The sequence below is a fragment of the Brevibacillus laterosporus LMG 15441 genome, assembly GCF_000219535.2.
GTDB lineage: Bacteria > Bacillota > Bacilli > Brevibacillales > Brevibacillaceae > Brevibacillus_B > Brevibacillus_B halotolerans.
Genome location: NZ_CP007806.1, coordinates 3,281,451 through 3,301,937, shown reverse-complemented (window position 1 = coordinate 3,301,937; position 20,487 = coordinate 3,281,451). Strand labels below are relative to the sequence as shown.

The 20,487-nt window shown below is 40.9% G+C and carries 22 protein-coding genes, 2 tRNA genes, 1 pseudogene and 1 riboswitch; of the genes and pseudogenes, 16 read left to right on the top strand and 9 right to left on the bottom strand.

Annotated elements, in window-relative coordinates; translation table 11 throughout:
* Window positions 1-29: 29 nt before the first annotated feature.
* Both BRLA_RS14170 and BRLA_RS23785 read left to right on the top strand, forming a co-directional pair.
* Window positions 30-353: a hypothetical protein gene (locus BRLA_RS14170; protein WP_238547448.1), complete on the top strand. Its 324-nt coding sequence runs from the start codon at window positions 30-32 to the stop codon at window positions 351-353.
* 349 nt (window positions 354-702) lie between these two features.
* Window positions 703-855 (top strand): annotated as a pseudogene (locus tag BRLA_RS23785) (YolD-like family protein); the annotation flags it as partial.
* Between the two features lie 26 nt (window positions 856-881).
* Here the strand turns inward: BRLA_RS23785 and BRLA_RS14165 are convergent.
* Window positions 882-1,394, bottom strand: coding sequence for a ClbS/DfsB family four-helix bundle protein (locus BRLA_RS14165; RefSeq protein WP_003335899.1), 513 nt, complete (start codon window positions 1,392-1,394; stop codon window positions 882-884).
* A 214-nt stretch (window positions 1,395-1,608) separates the two neighbouring features.
* Between BRLA_RS14165 and BRLA_RS25310 the strand changes: the two genes are divergently transcribed.
* From BRLA_RS25310 to BRLA_RS14155, 3 genes are all read left to right on the top strand, one after another.
* Window positions 1,609-1,707 (top strand): DUF7667 family protein, encoded by a 99-nt coding sequence (locus BRLA_RS25310; RefSeq protein ID WP_423752639.1) that lies wholly within the window; start codon window positions 1,609-1,611, stop codon window positions 1,705-1,707.
* A 209-nt stretch (window positions 1,708-1,916) separates the two neighbouring features.
* The gene (locus BRLA_RS14160) at window positions 1,917-2,279 is read left to right on the top strand and encodes a fluoride efflux transporter FluC (RefSeq protein ID WP_003335900.1); all 363 of its coding nucleotides are present in this window, start codon (window positions 1,917-1,919) and stop codon (window positions 2,277-2,279) included.
* Window positions 2,280-2,356: 77 nt separating this feature from the next.
* Window positions 2,357-4,600, top strand: a complete 2,244-nt coding sequence (locus BRLA_RS14155) for a HelD family protein (RefSeq protein ID WP_003335901.1) — start codon at window positions 2,357-2,359, stop codon at window positions 4,598-4,600.
* Between the two features lie 206 nt (window positions 4,601-4,806).
* Here BRLA_RS14155 and BRLA_RS14150 read toward each other — a convergent pair whose 3' ends face one another.
* From BRLA_RS14150 to BRLA_RS24290, 3 genes are all read right to left on the bottom strand, one after another.
* Window positions 4,807-5,193 carry an OsmC family protein gene (locus tag BRLA_RS14150; RefSeq protein WP_003335902.1) on the bottom strand — a complete coding sequence of 129 codons (387 nt, stop codon included), beginning with the start codon at window positions 5,191-5,193 and terminating at the stop codon, window positions 4,807-4,809.
* A 121-nt stretch (window positions 5,194-5,314) separates the two neighbouring features.
* Window positions 5,315-5,617, bottom strand: a complete 303-nt coding sequence (locus BRLA_RS14145; RefSeq protein ID WP_003335903.1) for a HesB/IscA family protein — start codon at window positions 5,615-5,617, stop codon at window positions 5,315-5,317.
* Between the two features lie 201 nt (window positions 5,618-5,818).
* The gene (locus BRLA_RS24290) at window positions 5,819-5,971 is read right to left on the bottom strand and encodes a hypothetical protein (RefSeq protein WP_003335904.1); all 153 of its coding nucleotides are present in this window, start codon (window positions 5,969-5,971) and stop codon (window positions 5,819-5,821) included.
* A 150-nt stretch (window positions 5,972-6,121) separates the two neighbouring features.
* Between BRLA_RS24290 and BRLA_RS14140 the strand changes: the two genes are divergently transcribed.
* The 3 genes from BRLA_RS14140 (at window position 6,122) to BRLA_RS14130 (ending at window position 6,774) form a co-directional block, all read left to right on the top strand.
* Window positions 6,122-6,197, top strand: a tRNA-Thr gene (locus BRLA_RS14140).
* 7 nt (window positions 6,198-6,204) lie between these two features.
* Window positions 6,205-6,289: transfer RNA gene (locus BRLA_RS14135), tRNA-Tyr, on the top strand.
* 293 nt (window positions 6,290-6,582) lie between these two features.
* Window positions 6,583-6,774: a hypothetical protein gene (locus BRLA_RS14130; RefSeq protein ID WP_003335905.1), complete on the top strand. Its 192-nt coding sequence runs from the start codon at window positions 6,583-6,585 to the stop codon at window positions 6,772-6,774.
* 131 nt (window positions 6,775-6,905) lie between these two features.
* Here BRLA_RS14130 and BRLA_RS14125 read toward each other — a convergent pair whose 3' ends face one another.
* Complete coding sequence (locus tag BRLA_RS14125; RefSeq protein ID WP_003335906.1) at window positions 6,906-7,640, bottom strand: alpha/beta hydrolase; 735 nt, start codon at window positions 7,638-7,640, stop codon at window positions 6,906-6,908.
* Window positions 7,641-7,905: 265 nt separating this feature from the next.
* Between BRLA_RS14125 and pdhA the strand changes: the two genes are divergently transcribed.
* The 4 genes from pdhA to lpdA all read left to right on the top strand — a co-directional run bounded on the left by pdhA (window position 7,906) and on the right by lpdA (window position 12,779).
* A complete protein-coding gene (pdhA, locus tag BRLA_RS14120; protein ID WP_003335907.1) occupies window positions 7,906-8,991 on the top strand; it encodes a pyruvate dehydrogenase (acetyl-transferring) E1 component subunit alpha in 1,086 nt (361 codons plus the stop codon).
* 3 nt (window positions 8,992-8,994) lie between these two features.
* Window positions 8,995-9,972, top strand: a complete 978-nt coding sequence (locus BRLA_RS14115) for an alpha-ketoacid dehydrogenase subunit beta (protein WP_003335908.1) — start codon at window positions 8,995-8,997, stop codon at window positions 9,970-9,972.
* A 70-nt stretch (window positions 9,973-10,042) separates the two neighbouring features.
* Window positions 10,043-11,362: a dihydrolipoamide acetyltransferase family protein gene (locus tag BRLA_RS14110; RefSeq protein ID WP_003335910.1), complete on the top strand. Its 1,320-nt coding sequence runs from the start codon at window positions 10,043-10,045 to the stop codon at window positions 11,360-11,362.
* 4 nt (window positions 11,363-11,366) lie between these two features.
* A complete protein-coding gene (lpdA, locus tag BRLA_RS14105; protein WP_003335911.1) occupies window positions 11,367-12,779 on the top strand; it encodes a dihydrolipoyl dehydrogenase in 1,413 nt (470 codons plus the stop codon).
* Window positions 12,780-12,917: 138 nt separating this feature from the next.
* On the opposite strand, the gene thiC is transcribed toward lpdA, so the two are convergent.
* Together thiC and BRLA_RS14095 are read right to left on the bottom strand one after the other, a co-directional pair.
* Window positions 12,918-14,696: a phosphomethylpyrimidine synthase ThiC gene (gene thiC / locus BRLA_RS14100; RefSeq protein WP_003335912.1), complete on the bottom strand. Its 1,779-nt coding sequence runs from the start codon at window positions 14,694-14,696 to the stop codon at window positions 12,918-12,920.
* A 125-nt stretch (window positions 14,697-14,821) separates the two neighbouring features.
* Window positions 14,822-14,938, bottom strand: a riboswitch (TPP riboswitch).
* Between the two features lie 122 nt (window positions 14,939-15,060).
* Window positions 15,061-15,210: a hypothetical protein gene (locus tag BRLA_RS14095; RefSeq protein ID WP_003335914.1), complete on the bottom strand. Its 150-nt coding sequence runs from the start codon at window positions 15,208-15,210 to the stop codon at window positions 15,061-15,063.
* A 108-nt stretch (window positions 15,211-15,318) separates the two neighbouring features.
* Here BRLA_RS14095 and BRLA_RS14090 point away from each other — a divergent pair, with 108 nt between their 5' ends.
* Together BRLA_RS14090 and BRLA_RS14085 are read left to right on the top strand one after the other, a co-directional pair.
* Entirely contained in the window at window positions 15,319-16,002 is a 684-nt protein-coding gene (locus BRLA_RS14090) for a peptidylprolyl isomerase (RefSeq protein ID WP_003335915.1), read from the top strand.
* A gap of 63 nt (window positions 16,003-16,065) precedes the next feature.
* Entirely contained in the window at window positions 16,066-16,932 is an 867-nt protein-coding gene (locus tag BRLA_RS14085; protein WP_003335916.1) for a HEPN domain-containing protein, read from the top strand.
* Between the two features lie 126 nt (window positions 16,933-17,058).
* On the opposite strand, the gene BRLA_RS14080 is transcribed toward BRLA_RS14085, so the two are convergent.
* The gene (locus tag BRLA_RS14080) at window positions 17,059-17,526 is read right to left on the bottom strand and encodes a low molecular weight protein-tyrosine-phosphatase (protein ID WP_003335918.1); all 468 of its coding nucleotides are present in this window, start codon (window positions 17,524-17,526) and stop codon (window positions 17,059-17,061) included.
* Between the two features lie 95 nt (window positions 17,527-17,621).
* Window positions 17,622-18,698: a phosphodiester glycosidase family protein gene (locus tag BRLA_RS14075; protein WP_003335919.1), complete on the bottom strand. Its 1,077-nt coding sequence runs from the start codon at window positions 18,696-18,698 to the stop codon at window positions 17,622-17,624.
* A 192-nt stretch (window positions 18,699-18,890) separates the two neighbouring features.
* Between BRLA_RS14075 and BRLA_RS24285 the strand changes: the two genes are divergently transcribed.
* Window positions 18,891-19,031: a hypothetical protein gene (locus BRLA_RS24285; RefSeq protein WP_003340661.1), complete on the top strand. Its 141-nt coding sequence runs from the start codon at window positions 18,891-18,893 to the stop codon at window positions 19,029-19,031.
* 172 nt (window positions 19,032-19,203) lie between these two features.
* Entirely contained in the window at window positions 19,204-20,433 is a 1,230-nt protein-coding gene (locus BRLA_RS14070) for a DEAD/DEAH box helicase (RefSeq protein ID WP_003335922.1), read from the top strand.
* Window positions 20,434-20,487 lie beyond the last annotated feature (54 nt).

Sequence of the window (20,487 nt, the reverse complement as noted above, 5' to 3'; positions counted from 1 at the left end):
AATGAATCCCGATAAGAGATTTCTAAGGAGTGAAAAAACAAGTGGAAACTCTTCCAAGTTGGTTTTGGATTATATATTACTTGTTTTTGTTAACAACATTAAGAAGTGCTATATCCAGCCTTGTTAAAAAAAAGGTTTTAAGAATAGTATCTAGTTTTACAATTATTTTTGTGTGTACTATTCCCCTTATAAGTTTAATTTATAGTATCGAAAGACAAGAAGGGTTAAATGAGTTTGAATATTTTATCGATCAATTACAACAAGGAGAAGGGTGGACTATTTACTCGATTTTAGGATACATATACCTACTTGTGTGGTGGGGTCTAATAATCAACAAAAAAAAGACTAATTAATGTATACTGAAATGTACACTTAATGATACAGGCTTTTAGCTATACTAAACAATACTGGATAGCTGTAGTTGAGAAATGCCCCCCACGTGCTTGATCAAAATACCATGTTAAAATGATTAGGATAATTAGTTAGTTTATGGAAAAGCTCTAGAATTGTTCTAGGGCTTTTGTTGTGTGAGGCTTACATATATAATCATCATCTGTTAAAAAAATGATTAAACTAACACTTCATTTCCTCAGAATCTCTTTTTTGATCTTAGCATAAATACCCATTCCCTTTTTATCATAGATTCCTAATAGATTAATTTGCATACGAGAACGTACGTTTGTATTTTAAGGAGATGTTTTGATGGCTAGTAAAATACTTGATCCACTTATAACGAGATTTATTTTGCCAGAGCATACAGAAATGTTACGTCAGTTTCATGAAGATAAGAAACTGATTGAGACGCCGATCATTGAAGATGACGAGCTAGCCGAGTTTTGCTACAGGATATCTGACTTGTGACAGTACTTACTTTTCTTAAATTACTTTAAAGATATTTTTTTCCATTTACGAATTTTAGTTCTGAAATTCGTAAATGGAGCAACTGTATTGATATGCACCCATTTCCAAACAGGCCACATTGCTTTTGTTGTAGCCCATTTTCTTTGTTCTGGTTGGAATAATTCTGCTTCAGTAAGATCATTTATCCAATCGACTAGCTTTCGGACTAACTTTGTCAATTCTTCTTCCTGCTGTTTTAAGGTTAAAGCACCGTGTTGCTCATAAAAAGATTGATAAAGTTTACCTAAGTTATTCCATTTGTAGTCTGGAGTGGGTGTTTGTACGTCAAGTCCACTTTGCTCGTCTTTTTCCCACGATAACAATAAGTTGATCCACCCCAATTGATAGGAAAGGATTTCAGAAGGAGATTTATCCACTTCAGAGATATGTTTATCTCTCAACTCTTCAGGAATCACCTTAAATTCTTCAATAAATTTTTTATAGGCTTTATCGATTGATTCAATTAATTCTTCAGCATTAGAGTACCGCTGCATAGTTCTTTCACACCTTTACTTTTACTACCTTCAGTATATGATAGAATGGTATCAAAACCTGATACCCATTAGGAGCTTTTTATGAAAAAAGACGGGCGACTGATTCAAGAAATAATCTATCTCTTTGAGTTATAAATAAGATAAGGAAGCTTACTGACTCAGAAATGGAAGAAATGAGTCTTGTCTAAGTGCGAACGCTAAAAGGGCTTGAGAGATGGCAAAACTTAAAAACGTATTTTTGGTTGCCAGCTTAACAAGCGATACAAAGTGTCGACATGAGCTATGTGCAAAATCAGAAAAAATACAAGGATGAAATAAAAATGAAGAAAATCGTTTCCTAAGATAAAAGAAAACGATTTTTTCTTTTGTTACCTATTAATAAAAAATAGGTTATTTAAACTGTATATTATAGAAGATTTCATTTGAGATAATGATGTCGAATGCTATTATGTTAGGCAAAGTGTTATGTTTGGCTGGGTTCTTGGATAGGTACCCAATTAGCACAGAGAGGGAGCGATACTGATGCTGTTGAATAGTATAGGAGTAGCATTAGGCGGTTGTCTTGGGGCCATGTCTCGTTACGGAATCAGTTCTCTGATCAATCAACGTTATAAAGGAATGTTCCCATTAGCGACCTGCTGTATTAATATTTTGGGGTGTTTTTTATTAGGGGTACTAACAAGTTCTTCCTTAGCTCCTTTTTTTATCGTAATGGCAGGCACAGGTTTTATGGGGGCTTTTACGACATTTTCTACATGTAAGTGGGAGAGCTATTCATTATTTACATCAAAACGTTACCAGATAGGATTCATCTACTTGCTTATTAGCTATTCTGTGGGGATTTTATCTGCTGCACTAGGGATGCTGCTCGGGGTACATTTGTGATTTTTAAGATTGTCCTTGGAATTGCTTTTTCATTTTGATAAGATAAATATTCGTTTGATGAAAAGGAGGTTAGTCATGTGACCATTCATCATCCTGCATATAAGGAAGAACAAGATCGGCTGGAAAAAACAGTACATACGATTGAAAAGGAGATTGGACAGCTCCGAGAGGATTTGCGAGAGGCAACGGACGACTATGTCAAACAAGTAGTCAATTCCTCGAAAGCTAGGGATCTCTTTCATTTGGAAAGCTCTGTGAATAAGCCTTACTTTGGTCGAGTAGATTTCATGAAAGACGAAACCTATGAAATGGATTCCGTATATATAGGAAAGCGTGGGATTGTAGAACGCGACACAATGGATAGTGTTGTAGTAGATTGGCGTGCACCTATCGCTAGCCTTTATTATAGCGGGGAGAGCAAGGATGCTTTTTACCGAACATTACAGGGAATTGTACGGGGAGAAGTAAAGCTTAAGCGTAATTTTGCTATAGAAGATGGTCAGATTACAGGAATTTATGATGGTGCGTTAAAAGAGACGATCAATCGCGAAATCGGGACGCCAGAGGATTTTCTGGAAGAAGGCTATATTGATGAATTCTTAGCTTCCAGTCTGAATCAAAATAACGATAGTCGATTAAAGGATATCGTTGCTACCATTCAAACGGAACAGAATGATATCATACGTGCAGAAAAAGATCGGGCTATTGTGGTCCAAGGGGTAGCTGGAAGCGGAAAGACTACGATTGCATTACACCGCCTTTCCTATTTGATTTATAATTACCAGCATTTGATTGCATCCAAGAAATTTATGGTATTTGCTCCTAATAAGCTGTTTTTAACATATATTTCGGATGTATTACCCGAATTAGGTGTGGAGGATGTACAACAAGCCACTTTCTCAGAGTGGGCTGCCAAACAGGTAAAAGTACTTTTACCAAAAGGCTGGCGAATTGTTGATCCGAGCAAGCCATTGTTGCTTTTCTTTGAAGACGATGCTAGTAAGCAGGTACAGAAGCGTCAAACGTGGAATCGGATGTCTTTTAAGGGTTCCGTTCATTGTCGAAATATGCTAGATAAGTATATGGATTACTTACTGCATGAGCTGATTACCTATAAGGATTTACGATTTATTTATAACAAGACAAAGCATGTGTTTGAAATGAAAAAGGCAGATATTCGCCAGTTGTTTATTAATGAATTTGCTCATTTGCCCTATCACCGCAGAATAGAAGCCTTAGCTAAGCATGTTAAACAACAAATGACCCAGCAATTGTTTACACATTTACGAGAAGAAAAAATCGATTTGGATAAGCCAAGTTTATTGCGGTTCGAGAAGAAAATGGATGAATTGCTCGCTTTGTATTTAGGGAAGTGGCCAGAGATAGATGCTTTTACTGTGTATACCCAGCTTCTGCAGGATTGGGAGCTTTTACGAAAGCTTACTAGTGAGGATATTTCAGATGAATGGTTGCAGGATGTCGTAGAGACTTCAAAAGCAATCATAGAGGAAGAGCGTATAGAAGCAGAAGACCTTGCTCCCATTTTATATCTACGTCATCTGCTGGAAGGAAGCGGAAAGGAAGCCCCTTTTGATCATACGGTAATCGATGAGGCGCAGGATTTGAGCTATCTAGAGATTTTAGTGCTTTCTTTACATACGAAAAATGAATCAATGACAATCGTAGGGGATTTGGCACAAGGGATTCATGCGTACCGTGGATTAGATAGCTGGCAGCCAGTTTTACGAAATATCTTCAAAAAGAAAACAGACTTTTATACGTTAGAGCAGAGCTATCGTTCGACAGTTGAAATTATGAATTGGTCCAATGAGGTTTTACAGGGCACGCAATTGCCGGAAATTACTGAGGCAAAGCCGGTGTTGCGTCATGGTGAAGAACCGTTATTTTTACGGGCGAAGAATCAGAGCAACATGCTTGAGGATATTAAAAAGCGGGTTGAAAAGTCATTAGCACTTGGTCATCAAACGGTGGCGATTGTCACTAAAACCATACATGAGAGTAAAAAAATTGCTAAAGCCTTAAAAGAAAAGGGACTTGAGCTTCATCATCTAGGTGTGAAAGATAAGGAATTTCCAGGTGGAGTAACCGTTCTGCCTGCTTATCTGACGAAAGGGCTGCAATTTGATGTAGTAATCGTCCTACACGTAGATGATGAACATTACAAGGAGAATGTGATGGATGCCAAGTTACTTTATGTCACCATGTCACGACCTGTCCATCAACTTCTGCTATATATTCAAGGGGATGCTAAGGTGACTCCATGGCTAAAGACAAAAGCAGCTGCGATACAAGAGCTATGATATGAAAAATCATTCAGAAGATTAGATGTACACTTGATACAACCAATCCCCAAATAGGGGTGGCATACTCAGAAAAGCTGATAAAAATCAAAGTTAGTAACGTGTACAAAAGGAAGAAAAACAATGAAAACCATGAGGCTTTGCCAGAATGAACAAGTAAGATATTCCGGTAATGCAATCATGGTTTTTTCTTTAGTGAAGCTGACTTATGCTTTAGAGATGATCACTTGTTCTACTACTTCGGTATTTGGATGGAGTGATTGAATAATGGTGCAGTTAGGAGGTACCAAGCGCAAGGCCTTATCCAGCTTTTCCTGCACAAGGTCTGAACCAGTAATAGTATAAATGAGACTTATCTTCGTCAAAGGATTCGGGGCATTCTCGCTTTGAACGGCATCTACATGGAGAGTAAGCGAGTTGTATGAGATGCGTTTTTTTTCCAGGATGCGCGTAAAGACGATTTGGCTACACCCCGCAATGGCAGAAACTAGCAAATCAATCGGTTTAAAGCCTTGCTGACGGTCACTAGAGATGGTTAAATTTCCATAGGGTAGGGTTGTTTGCAAGTTTTGATTCATCTGAGTAAATTGCATGGTCCTTCCTCCTGTTTCGAAAATGGAGAAACCACGAAGAAGAGTGCTCCTCGTGGTTTCTCTGAAGGCAAATAATATGTAGAATATGATTTGATTCATACAAATTAATCAGGTAGAAGTATTAGTGATCTCCTGTATTGCCCTTGCTTGGATTGGTTACTACAAAGCCTTCCTCTGGAATAAACAGATAATCTATTACAACGCCATCTAGTAATTCCTCTGAGGTTTGCAGGAGGACATCGATATCTTTATCAGTAGATACAACGGTATCCTTCTCTGATGGTTTGTCCAAAGTCATTCCATAATGAGCGTGGTTACCGTGTTTATGTGTGATGTATACGCGAAGCTTTGCATCTTTATCAGTTTCCTGAGCCATGATTTCATTGATTTTTTTTGCCGCATTGCGAGTAATTTTTGCTTTCATCGTCGAGGACTCCTTACCTTGTTAGGATGTGTTCATCATAACAAACTTACCTTCCATGTGGCAAACCTCTTACGCACTTTTGCGTGAACATCTTGAATGAAGTGAATGGTTATATTTTAAAAGGAAAAATGAGGAACAAAAAACAGAAAATATGAATATTGGGTTGCCAATATGAACCTGGCAACCCAAGCTAGCTCGTTTTTAATAAAATGCTCCAGGCCAATCGTACCAACCTAGTGAAGATAAATAAGCATCTGTAAATGCATCTTCTTCACGAGGAGGGTAGGACAATTCGTGCTCATCTACAAATAACAACTCACTCGGCTCTGCATGACGATGTGGATCGTATTTCATGGAGAAAAGCCTCCCTTCACAGTACTAGTCTGTCCCATTTTAAAAGGAAATACGATTTTAAAACTTTTTTCAAAAAGGTATTGAATATCAAAAAGGTTCATGATATACTCAATCTTGTTGTGAAACAAGTGATATTTTAGTTGCTGAAATGCCGGTGTAGCTCAATTGGTAGAGCACCTGACTTGTAATCAGGGGGTTGTGGGTTCAAGTCCTATCGCCGGCACCATTTTTATGGGGAGATAGTGAAGTGGCTAAACACGGCAGACTGTAAATCTGCTCCCTCAGGGTTCGGCGGTTCGAATCCGTCTCTCCCCACCATACTTGTAATGAAAGCACTTTGACTGTTAGTCAGGGTGCTTTTTTTGTATTAGCTAGGATTTGTGTTTCAATTATTTGATGGAATTGCTTCAAATACAATTATTTTATGACACATGATTATCTGTATGTTATCCTATCATTGAGAAAGAGGCCTATTTTTTAGTTCGTCAAGGAAAGATAGAAGGAAGGTCCTCTTTTGCAAAATCTCGTTCCACAGTTCTTCTTCGTGCGATTAAATGAAAGCTCTGTTTGTCATACTAGAAAAGAGGAACTAATGAAACTGGGGTGGATACGTGATTTCACAACAAGATATTATGAAGATGAAGCAACAGATGAATCGGGAAGTCAGTAAGCTTGTTACTATTGTATTAGCCGACTCACAACAAGTGGCTGGCGAAATTTCGGAAGCAACCGATGAGGAGATTCGCTTATCTGATGGGCGAATCTACAGGTATGAAAATATCCGAGAAATTAATGGCTTATAAAAATGAAAGCGTTAACAATTTGATGGGAAAGAGCCGAAAATATTTTATAGGAAGCTACGATGTCTTAGTCGTCCTATCACCCTGTATTTCTTAAGGCTAAAAAAGGGGGCAGAAGCACCCCCTGCTATAGTTTATAGACCTGAGATTGGAAAGAAGTAGGTCAATGCATCAGGTAGCACACGTTGCCAAAAGCCCCATACATGGTCGCCGTGATCCTCAATATAGGAGGTACGTGCTTGCTTTTGATCCAAAACAGACTTCATTCTTCGGTTATAGTCTAAGAAATCGTAAGTGCCTGTACTGGTTTCGACTTGTAGCTCTTCCAAACCTACGATCATCCACATATTCATCCAGGATAGGTCAGTTTCTTTTTTCGCTTCATCAATAGAGGCATCAAAGAATGCACCTGATAAAGAGATGATTTTGTGGAATAGATGAGGGTAATCAAGAGCTAGATGGAACGAAACTGTACCACCAAGGGAGTCGCCAGCTAGAATGCGGCTATCAGGGTCTTGGCGAATTGGATATTTGTTTTCAATATAAGGAACAAGTTCCTCTGCGAAGAAGCGTTTGTACCCAGGGTTTCTTTCCCCAACATGTGAGTATTCACTGGTGCGTTTGCTTCGTTCGTTTGAGACGCCGACAATAATCATAGGCTCCATGCCTTCTTCAAGAATAAGGCGGTTAGCAATTGTAGCGATTCGACCCATCGTAAAGAACTCGTTTCCATCCTGACAATAGATGACCGGGTAGGAAAGCATGTCATTGTAACCCGGGGGTAAATATACTTTTACTTGGCGTGGTGTATCTAGGTACTTGCTGGTAAGTTCTTCTTTGATGATGGTTCGTTTTAGGATGTCTGACATCGAATGAAAACCTCCCGACAATTATTCTATCGTTTTAACAAATTGTAATTAAGGTCTTGCAAAAAAATGATACAGAACTTATCATTGATAATAACAGGAACAAGTAAACCCCTGTAATGACTATATTATAACACAAAAAACAGAGTCATGAACTGAAATATAACAGTTGAAATAACTTTTATATGGTTCATATATACAGGGCTTTCGTATCTTCCGAAAAATGTAATTTTACTCCAAACAAAACTCCGTTAATGAGGTGAGCTAAATGACTGTATCTACTGCTGTAGAACATATCGGTCACAATGAGCCATTGCAAATTCTGGCTCCGGATGGAACTGTTGTCAATCCTGAAATGATGCCTAAGCTTTCTGATGAAGAGCTTCGTGAAATTATGCGTCGCATGGTTTTCACTCGTGTTTGGGACCAACGTGCAATTAGTTTGCAACGTCAAGGTCGTCTTGGCTTCGTAGCTCCAGTTTCTGGGCAAGAGGCTACTATGGTAGGTTCTGAATTTGCTTTGAGCAAAGAAGACTTTATCCTACCAAGCTACCGTGACCTTCCACAAATGGTATGGCATGGTGTTCCTATGTACCAAGTATTCTTGTGGTCCCGCGGTCACATCGAAGGTGGACGTTACCCTGAGGGTGTAAACGTATTGATGCCACAAATTATCATTGCGGCACAATGTACACAAGCTACTGGTGTAGCAATGGGCTTTAAGCTTCGCGGAGAGAAGAAAGTAGCAATCAACTACTTCGGTGATGGTGCAACTTCTCAAGGTGATTTCTATGAAGCTATGAACTATGCTGGTGTATACAACCTACCAGTTATCTTCTTTAACCAAAACAATGGTTATGCAATCTCCCTGCCGTTTGCTAAGCAAACAAAATCCGAAAACATCGCTGTTAAATCCGTAGCAGCTGGTATTTCTAGCGCTCGTATTGATGGTATGGACGTTCTTGCAGTTGTAAAAGCAACTCAAGTTGCAAGAGAACGCGGTATTAACGGTGGAGGAGCTACATTGATCGAAGCTCTTACATACCGTTTCGGTCCTCACTCCATGTCTGGTGATGATCCAACTCGTTACCGTACTGGGGAAGAGCAATCCGAATGGGAACAAAAAGATCCATTGATTCGTTTCCGTAAGTTCCTAGAAGCAAAAGGTCTATGGAGCGAGCAAGATGAAGAGGCAGTAATCGAAGAGGCAAAAGCCCATGTTGCTGAGCAAATCAAGAAAGCTGACGAAACAGCAAAAATGAAAGTTTCTGAGCTTATTGATGTGATGTTCGAGACTTTGCCTCCACACCTAGAAGAACAAAAAGCAGAATATCTGGCAAAGGAGTCGAAGTAAGCCATGGCAAATTTGACAATGATTCAAGCCATTACTGATGCGATGCGTATTGAATTGGCACGCGACCCTCAAGTTCTAGTTTTTGGGGAAGACGTGGGTAATAATGGCGGTGTATTCCGTGCAACAGAAAATCTGCAAAAAGAGTTTGGCGAAGATCGCGTATTCGATACACCGCTAGCTGAATCTGGATTCGGTGGATTGGCAGTAGGTCTTGGTGTCAACGGATTCCGTCCAGTTGTTGAGATTCAATTCTTTGGTTTCGTTTTTGAAACAATTGATGCGATCGTAACTCAAGCTGCTCGTATGCGTTACCGTTCTGGTGGAAATTTCACTAGCCCAATCGTATTCCGCTCTCCATTTGGTGGTGGCGTAAAAACCCCTGAGTTGCATTCTGACTCACTAGAAGGTATCTTCCTTCAAACACCAGGTGTGAAAGTAGTAATCCCATCTAATCCTTACGATGCAAAAGGTCTATTGATCTCCGCGATTCGCGATAACGATCCGGTAATCTTCCTTGAGCATATGAAACTATATCGTTCCTTCCGTCAAGAAGTACCAGAAGGCGAATATACAATTCCATTGGGTAAAGCAAATATCGTTCGTGAGGGTACAGATGTAACGATCATCACTTACGGTGCAATGGTTCAAACAAGCATGAAAGCTGCGGAAGAATTAGAAAAACAAGGTAAAAGCGCTGAAGTTATCGACTTGCGCACCCTTTCTCCATTAGATATGGAAACAATCCTTGCTTCCGTACAAAAAACAAATCGTGCAATCGTTGTGCAAGAAGCACAACGCACTGCCGGTGTCGCTGCTGAAATCATCGCGCAAATCAACGAAAAAGCTATCTTACATCTAGAAGCGCCTGTTCTTCGTATCGCACCTCCAGATTCCGTGTTCCCGTTTGCACAAGCAGAAGATGTTTGGCTGCCTGATGTAAAAGGTGTTATTGACGGCGTGAACCGCGTATTGGAGTTCTAAGATTCGTATAATCAATGGCGGAAAGTAAGCTTTCCGCCTTCTTTCTCGAAATCGATAGGAGGGAATTATAGTGGCACGATTTGAATATAAACTGCCGGAAACCGGTGAAGGTATCCACGAAGGCGAAATCGCAAAGTGGCATGTTGCTGTAGGAGATACAATTGAAGAGGATCAAGTTATCCTAGAAGTACAAAATGATAAATCCATGGTAGAACTACCATCTCCTGTTGCAGGTAAAGTAGTTGAGATCAATGTGAGTGAAGGTACTGTTTCTACAGTAGGTGACACACTATGTGTTATTGAAGTAGAAGGTGCATTGCCTGAAGGTGCAGATCATGGACATGGTGGCGAAAGCGCAGCACCAGCTCAAGAAGCTCCTAAAGCTACTGAAGCACCAGCGGCGGCTGCAGCACCAGCTGTTGCTCAAGGTGGAGCTCCAATTGATCGCAAGCAAGTACTTGCTACTCCTTCCGTGCGTAAATATGCTCGTGAAAAGAACATCGATTTGGCGCTTGTACCAGGTACAGGCGGTAAAGTTGGTCGAATTACCAAAGCTGATGTAGATGCATATCTTGCTGGTGGGGCTACAGCACCTGCTCAAGCAGCAGCACCAGCGGCGGCTGCAGCACCAACTGCTTCTCAAGCAGCAGCAGCTACACCTACACAACACTACGCTCCACAAGCTTTCGAATTAGAAGAGCGCGTACCTTTGAAAGGTATCCGTAAAGCTATTTCTAAAGCGATGGTTAAATCTAAATACACAGCTCCACACGTTACTTTGTTTGACGAAGTAGACGTTACTGGCTTGGTTAACCTACGTAAAGAAGGTAAACCACTAGCTATGGAACAAGGAATTAAATTAACTTACCTTCCATTCATTGTGAAAGCAGTAGTGGCTGGTTTGAAAAAATTCCCAATCCTTAACACTTCTATGGATGATGAAACACAAGAAATCATCTTCAAAAAGTACTATAATATTGGTATTGCAACATCTACAGAAGACGGCTTGCTCGTACCTGTAGTTAAAGGCGCAGATCATAAATCCATCTTCGAAATCTCTGCTGAGATTAACGAATTAGCTGGTAAAGCTCGTGACCGTAAAGCAACTGCCGATGAAATGAAAGGTTCTACTTTCAGCATCACAAACATCGGTTCTGCTGGTGGAATGTTCTTCACTCCAGTGATCAACCATCCTGAAGTAGCTATTTTGGGTGTAGGTCGCATTGAAGAGAAACCAGTAGTGAAAAACGGTGAGATTGTTGTTGCACCAGTCTTAGCGTTGTCTCTAAGCTTTGACCACCGTCTAATCGATGGAGATCCAGCGCAACGTTTCATGAACTATATCAAAAAGCTTCTGGAGAACCCAACACTATTGGTTATGGAGGGATAACAACATGGTAGTAGGAGAATTCGTAGAAGAAATTGACGTAGTAGTCATCGGGGCAGGTCCTGGTGGTTATGTCGCAGCAATCCGCGCAGCTCAATTGGGGAAAAGCGTAGTTGTAGTAGAACGTGCTAACGTAGGTGGCGTATGCTTGAACGTGGGTTGTATCCCATCAAAAGCTCTTATCCATGCTTCTCACGTTTATGAAAATGCACAGCATGGCGCTAGCATGGGTATTACCATGGAAAACGTAAAAGTTGACTATGCGAAAGTACAAGAATGGAAAAGCGGCATCGTGAAACAATTGACTGGCGGGGTTGCTTCCTTGTTCAAAGGAAACAAAATACGTCTAGTTTCTGGGGAAGCGTTCTTCTTGTCTGAGAATGAAATCAGCGTTTATAACGATAATGAGTCCCTTAAATTCAAGTTCAACAATGCGATTATCGCAACCGGTTCTCGTCCGTTCGAACTTCCAGCGTTTAAATGGAGCAAGCGAGTATTGTCCTCTACTGAGGTATTAAGTCTTGGCGAAATTCCAAAACGCATGGTAGTTATCGGCGGTGGATACATCGGGGTTGAACTAGGTACAGTTCTTGCTAAATTTGGCACAGAACTTACAATCCTTGAGGGTGCAGACCATATCCTACCTGGATTTGAACAAGACATGACTCGTCTAGTTGAACGTCGTTTGAAAAAACACAACGTGAAAATTCATACCAAAGCTCTTGCAAAAGGCGTGGAAGAATCAGAAAACGGTGTAGTCGTAAAAGCAGAAGTAAAAGGAGAAGAAATGTCCTTTGAAGCTGATTACGTACTAGTTACTGTTGGCCGTAAGCCAAACACAAATGATATCGGTCTTGAAGCAATCGGCATGAAAATGAACGAGCGCGGATTGATCGAAGTAGATAAACAAGGTCGTACAAGTCTACCACACATCTACGCGATTGGTGACATTGTTCCAGGTCTTGCGCTAGCTCACAAAGCTTCTTATGAAGGTAAAGTGGCTGCTGAAGCAATTGCGGGACATGCGGCTGAAGTGGATTACAAGTGCATTCCTTCTGTTGTATTCTCCGATCCAGAAATGTCCAGTGTGGGTATCTCTGAAAGAGAAGCAAAAGAACAAGGTCTAGATGTAGTTGTAGGTCGTTTCCCTTATGCTGCTAACGGACGTGCTCTATCTGTTAATGCCGGTGAAGGATTTGCAAAAATCATTGCTGACAAAGAAACAGGAGTAGTTCTAGGTGCACAATTCGTTGGGGAAGATGCTTCTAACATCGTATCTGAAGTAGCTTTGGCTATTGAGATGGGTGCTACATTAGAAGATATCGAGCTAACTATCCATGCTCACCCAACTTTGGGCGAAGTAACATTGGAAGCTGCGGAAATGGCGCTTGGTCGTCCGATTCACGTAGTGGTAAAATAATTGCTTTCTATAAAAAAAGGTTGCTGGTCTATTTCAGCAACCTTTTTTCTTTACTCGTAAAAGAAGATCATATTAGCTTACAAGAAAAAGACAACAGGGTATACAGCATTACTGTGTAATACAAGCTAATAAAAGAGATCAGGTATACATTTTAGAGCCAGAGCGTTTAAACTCTTCTGCCTTTTGAGAAAGTCCTGTTTCAATGAGAGAATCTTCAAGACTTGCTGTACTTTTATCTGCCAAAGGACTGTTATCAACCATTCCTTTTAACTCATGACTAATTTTCATACTGCAAAATTTCGGCCCACACATCGAGCAAAAATGTGCTGTTTTAGCTGGTTCAGCGGGAAGGGCTTCATCATGATAATCGCGTGCTCGCTCGGGATCTAATGATAAATGAAATTGATCGTGCCAGCGAAATTCAAATCGTGCTTTTGACATCGCATCATCCCATGCTTGAGCAAGGGGATGACCTTTTGCTAGATCTGCGGCATGCGCTGCGATTTTATAGGCGATGACCCCTTCTTTTACATCATGCTTATTAGGCAGTCCTAAATGTTCTTTCGGTGTTACATAGCATAACATCGCAGTACCAAACCAGCCAATCATAGCAGCACCAATGGCAGAGGTAATGTGATCATATCCGGGGGCAATATCGGTTGTAAGCGGCCCTAACGTATAGAAGGGAGCCTCCTGACAAATATCCTGCTGAATGTCTACGTTTTCTTTAATCTTGTGCATAGGAACATGTCCCGGCCCTTCGATCATGACCTGAACATCATACTCCCAGGCAATTTTCGTTAGTTCACCCAAGGTTTCTAATTCCGCCATTTGAGCAGCATCATTGGCATCCGCAATGGACCCCGGCCGCAGACCATCCCCTAAGGAGAGTGAGATATCGTAAGCACTTGCAATTTCACAAATCTCACGGAAATGTGTATACAAGAAATTCTCCTGATGATAGGTAAGACACCAAGAGGCCATAATGGAACCTCCTCGCGAAACGATTCCTGTCACGCGGTTCATGGTAAGGGGGATGTAACGAAGCAAAAGTCCAGCATGTACTGTGAAATAGTCCACACCTTGTTCTGCTTGCTCGATTAACGTATCCCGGTATAATTCCCAGGATAAATTCTCTGGCTGTCCTCCCGCTTTCTCCAAAGCTTGATACAATGGTACAGTTCCGACTGGTACAGGAGCATTCCGTAAAATCCATTCACGTGTCGTGTGAATATTTTTACCGGTCGATAAATCCATGATGGTATCCGCTCCCCAGCGAATTGCCCAGACCATTTTTTCAACTTCATCTTCTATGGAGGAAAGAACAGCCGAATTTCCAATATTAGCGTTTATTTTTACCAAAAATTGCTTTCCAATAAGCATAGGCTCAAGCTCAGGGTGATTTATATTAGCCGGCAATATGGCGCGTCCACTGGCAATTTCTTGACGTACTACCTCTGGCTTTATTCCCTCGCGTATCGCTGCGAATTCCATTTCAGGTGTAATGATGCCTTTACGTGCATAATGTAGCTGAGTGACGCGTTTTCCTCTACGTGCTCGCAAAGATGGACGATTTTCAAATTCTTGAACAGGAAGCGGGTTAGCGGCCTTTGATTTTGTAGGGGCAAGATTTTTGGAGGCTCCATATGTTTCCGTGTCCTTCCGTTCTAAAATCCAAGGAGAGCGGAGTGGTGCAAGACCTTTGCTTAGATCAATCGTTTCAAACCGTGTTTCATCTGTGTAGGGTCCGCTCGTATCATACACTTGCAAAGGAGCATTTGGAGTAACGCGCCCTTGCTGATCAACAGTAGGGGAAAGCATAATTTCACGAAACGGAACCAGTAGATCAGGCCTTGAGCCTGTCACATATCTCTTGCGACTTGCTGGAAAAAAAGACGGAGTTGATAAAATAGACATTGCTATACCTCCCAACATCATTTAGCAACTAGCAAGGGACGGTAGGAGCGACAAACTAAAAAAGAGCCATACAGCAAAGGCTGACGGCTCTTATCCATACAAAATAAACATGCTGAAATAAACGAAGTCATTCGTATGGGATCGTTTCCTACGCTGGCATTATCCAGATCAGGTTTCACGGTCGGTAGCAGAGTTCTCCACCCTCTCAGCCTGGCTTCATCCAAGCTCCCGTATCCATATGTAGTTGCCCTTTTACCATATCATATGGGAAAATGTGGGTCAATAGGACTGATGGACGTTACGTGTGGGACAAATAAACAAAACCGCCAATCCGGCCAAGGACAAGCGGTTTGTTAGCAGAGGATTATCCTTCGCGTGTTTTAACTTGACGGGAATGATTCTTTTGCTTTACCTTTTTGGTTCCTGGTAAAGGTTTCCCGGTTTGTTCTAAGCCTTGAAATTGGTTATTATATGTTTGATGCGGATTTTCTACTAAGAAATCATCTTTTGCCATCCTTATCAGCTCCTTCGTGATTAGTATGGGAGGGAAATTGGTATCGCATGCACAGGGAAGTGTTTGTAACGCTGTGAATTATAGTTAAACAGGAGAGGACAGATTTTCATGAAAAAAAGATCGATGTTTACGGCAGTACTAGCTAGCTTATTACTTGTAACAGGCTGTAGTGGAAATCAATCGAATACTACGCCTACTGAACAAGCCCAAGATATAAAGGTTAATCAGATAGATCTCACAGCTGAGCTCAAGTTTACAGAGCAAGCTACGATTGGGAAAACGACACTAGCTCAGATGGAAAAAATATATGGTCCTGCTGTAGAAAAAAAGACCATTAAAAGTAATTTTCGTACCAATTTAAAATCAGAGAATGGACCAAATCCAGAAGTAGAGCAAGAAGTAGCTTTTATCAAGATCAACCCACTAACAGGGGCAAAATGGAATAAGGCATACCCCTTATATTTTACCAAAACGGCTAACCCTACATTAGTAGCTGCCCAAGTGATGTTAAAACGCGGAGATTTGATGAAAAATCTTGAGACTGGAAAGCAACTAACTCTAGAGGATATCAAAAAGGTATACGGTGCGCCAACACGCGACCTAGGAAGAGTTCTGGAGTATTATGATTTCAAAAATAAAGCTGTTCTGCATGTCATTCTAACGGACAATAATCAAATTTCCACTATGTTAACCCATTACGGATTGTTGTATGCGGACAAGCAAGAGGATATGATTGAGAATGAAAATATCATTAAGCGTTTGAGTCAGGAACAAGGATCAGCATCTAAGTAAAAACGGCCAGAAGCCTTTATAAGAGTCATACCCTATAAAGCCGTGGCGAATGGAGGGATCATCATGCCAACCTTGATTGCACCCGTATTTAATACCATAACAGATAAACCACTTCGTATACAGCTTAGTGAGGATTTCTTTCTGGTATCCGGCTTTGAGCCCTTGTATAAGATTTGTCATGAGCGCTTGCGTCCACAGATGAACGAGAATCGGCTTCATTTTGAAGAGAAGGTAAAACCAAACTCATTGTTTCTCTATGCAGAGTATCCTACCTTAAAAGTAAAAGAGGATCGTCCTTTTATAGCTGAAATAGAGAATCGCTTAAACATGGCGAATGGCGAAGGGGTTTGTTCGATCCCTTATCTATTAACAATGGAAGAAAATCGGTATGGGATTAATTATGTAAAACGCTCATTAGATGGTCCTAAGTTTATCTATACCGATCAGATAGAGGGATTGTTCAAGCGTCTCATGAATGCAGATATCTCGTTTCCAACCGTTCCGTATCGCAGATATTTATTAGCTTTAGAAAAGAAATCGTTGGAGGATGAGTTATTAGATTTATGGATTGCTTTGGAGTCCTTGTTTGTACCAGATGGTAAAAAGGGAGAGATTACGTACAAGGTACGAACAAGAATTGCTTATTATCTGGGGCAAACACCTGAAGAGAGGATTAGGATTGCTAATTTTATTAAAAGCTCCTACAACCATCGTTCTGAAGTGGTTCATAGCGGTAAGGATTTAGGTAATACAATCAAAGAAGAAATACAGATATTACGTCAGATTGCCAGAGCTACCCTTATTAATTTAGCTTTAGAAAAAACGAAACTACAAAAGCTGAGGGAACAACTAGACAATTTAGTGTTAACAGGCAGAACGTACAAGGAGGAGTTTTCACCTGCTTATTTTGAGCATATTGTCTTGCCTTAGAATGAAATAAAGTGGATAAATAGCAGGGGAATCCTTCTTAAATAAGAAAAGCAGCTACTCTTTTTTTCGGGAGTGGCTGCTTTTTTGGCAAATAAACAAAACGAATAATGACACAGGCTTGTTTTATTAAGATAAATGGTATGTATTACGAATATGATTGATTAAACCAATCGAACCTGCTTCGACTAACTCATACACATAATCAAATCTACCTGTAAAATAGGGATCTTCGACTTCTGTTTCCTTATAAGCGGAAGCATAATCCATCAGTTTGGTAACATTTTTAGCATCTGGAGCAAAAGCACGTAATTTTTGTACGTTGGAATCATCCATGCATACAATATAGTCAAATTGTTGAAAATCAGCAGAATGAATTTGTCTAGCAACAATCGTATCAAAACGAATGTTATGCTTCGTTAATACTAGTTGAGTCCCTTCATGTGGAGGATTTCCAACATGCCAACTGCCAATCGCTGCTGAATCAATTTCAATGAATTGCTCTAGTCCGGCGCGTTGTACATGATGACGAAAAACTGCCTCTGCCATGGGTGATCGACAAATGTTGCCTAGACAAACAAATAACACACGTACCATATGAAAAACCTCCTTACATTGAATTTGCACAAAGCAAAACCTCGGCTATCAAGCTCGCCGAGGTTTTTTGTTTTAACCTACTCACATGCCTATTCTTAGTATACCATCCATGCGTTTGGTAACCAACGACCACGTGGGTCGCCATTTGCGGATTTTGTGAGAACGTTGCCTTTATCAACCATCATAGAAGAAGTACCGCCGTCCATAGCCATTCCATTTACAGCGCCATATTCTTCGAGCAGATCAGCCATATCTTTCATGCTAGCCCCAATAGAGTGCTTTTGACGACCATCAATCACAATGAACAAGATGGTGCCATCAGCCATCTGGCCTACAGCCGTACGGGGAGCGATTCCCCAGCTAATCGGATCTTTTCCAGCAAAAAGGTTCTTCCCATTTACCACTAATTGAGGTCGAAATGACATAGCATCTCTAATATTCATCTTCAACAGCTCTTTAGAGGTATAACGACCTGTGATTAGCTTGCCGTTATAATCAATTCCAAGCACGGTGTCCCCGCCGGATGGATTGTAATCTTGAAGCAGTTTTCCATCTACGATTACTAGTCCAGCTGCTTGGCTGCCATACCCCATAAAATTGGGGTCATAAAAGCCGCTTGCATTGACTCCACCAATTGCATTCGTTCGTTCTGAGAATTCACTAATCCATTCACCGCGTGGTTTACCCCGGTTCTTTTTTGCACCGGTTGTTTGAATTAAGTGAACTCGGTTAGGATCAGAAACCTTCATAACGTATCCTTTAAAGTAATGAGCGGGATTGAAGTATTTTTCTACCGGAACAACTTCAGTCAGCTCTTTTTGAACAGGCTTTTCTTCTTGTTTTTCTTCTTCTTTTCCAGGCTGAGTAGTTACCTCTGTAGGTGAAACGGAGTTAATCGCTTCGGGATTATTAATCTCCGCACGAAGAGAATTAAGGGCGTCTTCTCCTACCAATGTATATTTAGCCCAACTGGAATGTTGAGTTGTTAACAACGTTCCAGCAAGCCACAACCGCAAGTCGTGGGTTAAATAAAAACCGGCTACTAGTACAGCGAAGGTTACAATACTTCCTACTAATAGTTTCTTTTTTCGTTTCGCTTTTCTCTTTTTTGATCTTCGCATGGGTTGCTGATCTTTAGAACTGCGAGTACGGGTTAGTGGTGCCTCTGACATGTATCTCATTCCTATCTAGCTTAATCTGATATTTTTAGGTGTAAGGAGGTAGTTCCATTTATATGACGCGCATGTGGATAAAAGGTTACGACCTTTTTGCATTCCATTGACAGCACTTATTGGATCTGCCCTAATGAAGCGATCAGCATGCTTTCTCTTATTCTGGGTAAACTACATATGGAGGTGAGGTTTATGCGCGAATTTGATAAAGAATTTCAGGAACAAGTAGAAGAGTACAGAAAAAATCCACCGGGTACTCATAACCAGCATAGTGAGACAGACCGCCATGATAAAATGGAAAAACACGAAACACGAGTGGATTCTAACTCCTAATCTGGCTAATCTGATACCTAAGGGCGATGACTCTTTTTGAGAAATCGCCTTTTGCATACATAGATGGTGATGAGAGATGCAAAGATTGAATTTGATACCTTGGGTTTTCTTCTTGCCAAGAAAATGGTAAGCTAATCTGTACGAACTATTTGGTTGTAGGAGGATTTCTTCAGTGTCTAACGATTTTATGCAAATTACACGAGGTCCCATTGTAACATTTCTAAGGGAACGTGGCTATGAAAAGCTAACTCCTATTCAAGCACAAACCTTACCTGTTATTCTAGAGGGAAAAGATGTCATAGCTGAATCTCCTACGGGATCAGGGAAAACAATGGCATATTTATTGCCTCTTGTCCAAAATTTAGATGAAACAAAAAAAGAATTACAAGTACTAGTATTAGCACCTACGCAAGAGCTGGTTATGCAGATTTATCGCGAGGCTACACAGTTGTTAGCTTCTATTGGAATGCATGCCGCCGCACTGATTGGTGGAGTCGATGCGAAGCGCCAGTTGGACAAGCTAAAAACCCATCCAGCTATTGTTATCGGAACACCGGGGCGCGTTAAAGAGCTGTTAGAAATACGCAAATTAAAAGTGCATACCGTGAAAAGTGTAGTAATCGACGAGGCCGATCGCATGCTCGATCGCGGATTTGCTAATTCGGTGCAGGATGTATTGCGCCGTTTAATGCGTGATACGCAACGCTTGTTTTTCTCTGCAACATTATCTAAACAAACACAAGCTTTAATAAAGAGCATGGCTTACGAGCCGGTAGTCATTGCAACAGAGGCTCCTGAGAGTAAATATGAAGTGCTTCATTTTTATTTAGTAGAAGAAGGGCGTAAAAAAGCGGATGCGCTTCGTCGTCTGATTCGTTTGGTCAATGCTAAAAAAACACTTGTTTTCTTAAATACCATCGAGCGGGTTGATGAAATTAAAGAGAAGCTAACGTATCATCATCTAGAATGCGAACTGCTTCATCGAGATACGCCAAAAGTGGATCGAGCAAGGGCCCTACAGCAATTCCGTGAAGGGAAACTGCCTGTATTAATCGTAACAGATGTAGCCGCGCGCGGTATTGATATTTCTGATGTTGAGCTGGTTATTCACTATGATCCTGCTACAGATGCCGATACATATGTTCACCGTAGCGGAAGAACAGGACGTATGGGGAAGGCAGGACTGGTCTTTTCGATTGTGTTACCTAACCAACGATTTATCATCCAAAAATTCTCTAAACAAAAACAAATTCCGATTCTAGAAAAAGCGATGTCCCATGGGGCTTTGGTTGATCCAGGTGAGGCACGTAAGCCTAATGTGGGACAGAAAGCGAAACAGCGTGAGTCTTCAACTGGAGATCGTACACAAGGTAAGCGGAGTCCTTCAAGAAAACGTTTCTAAAAAGAGCGCTTGTTTTTCTTTGTAGGTACATAAGCCTCTTCTAACTGTGACACA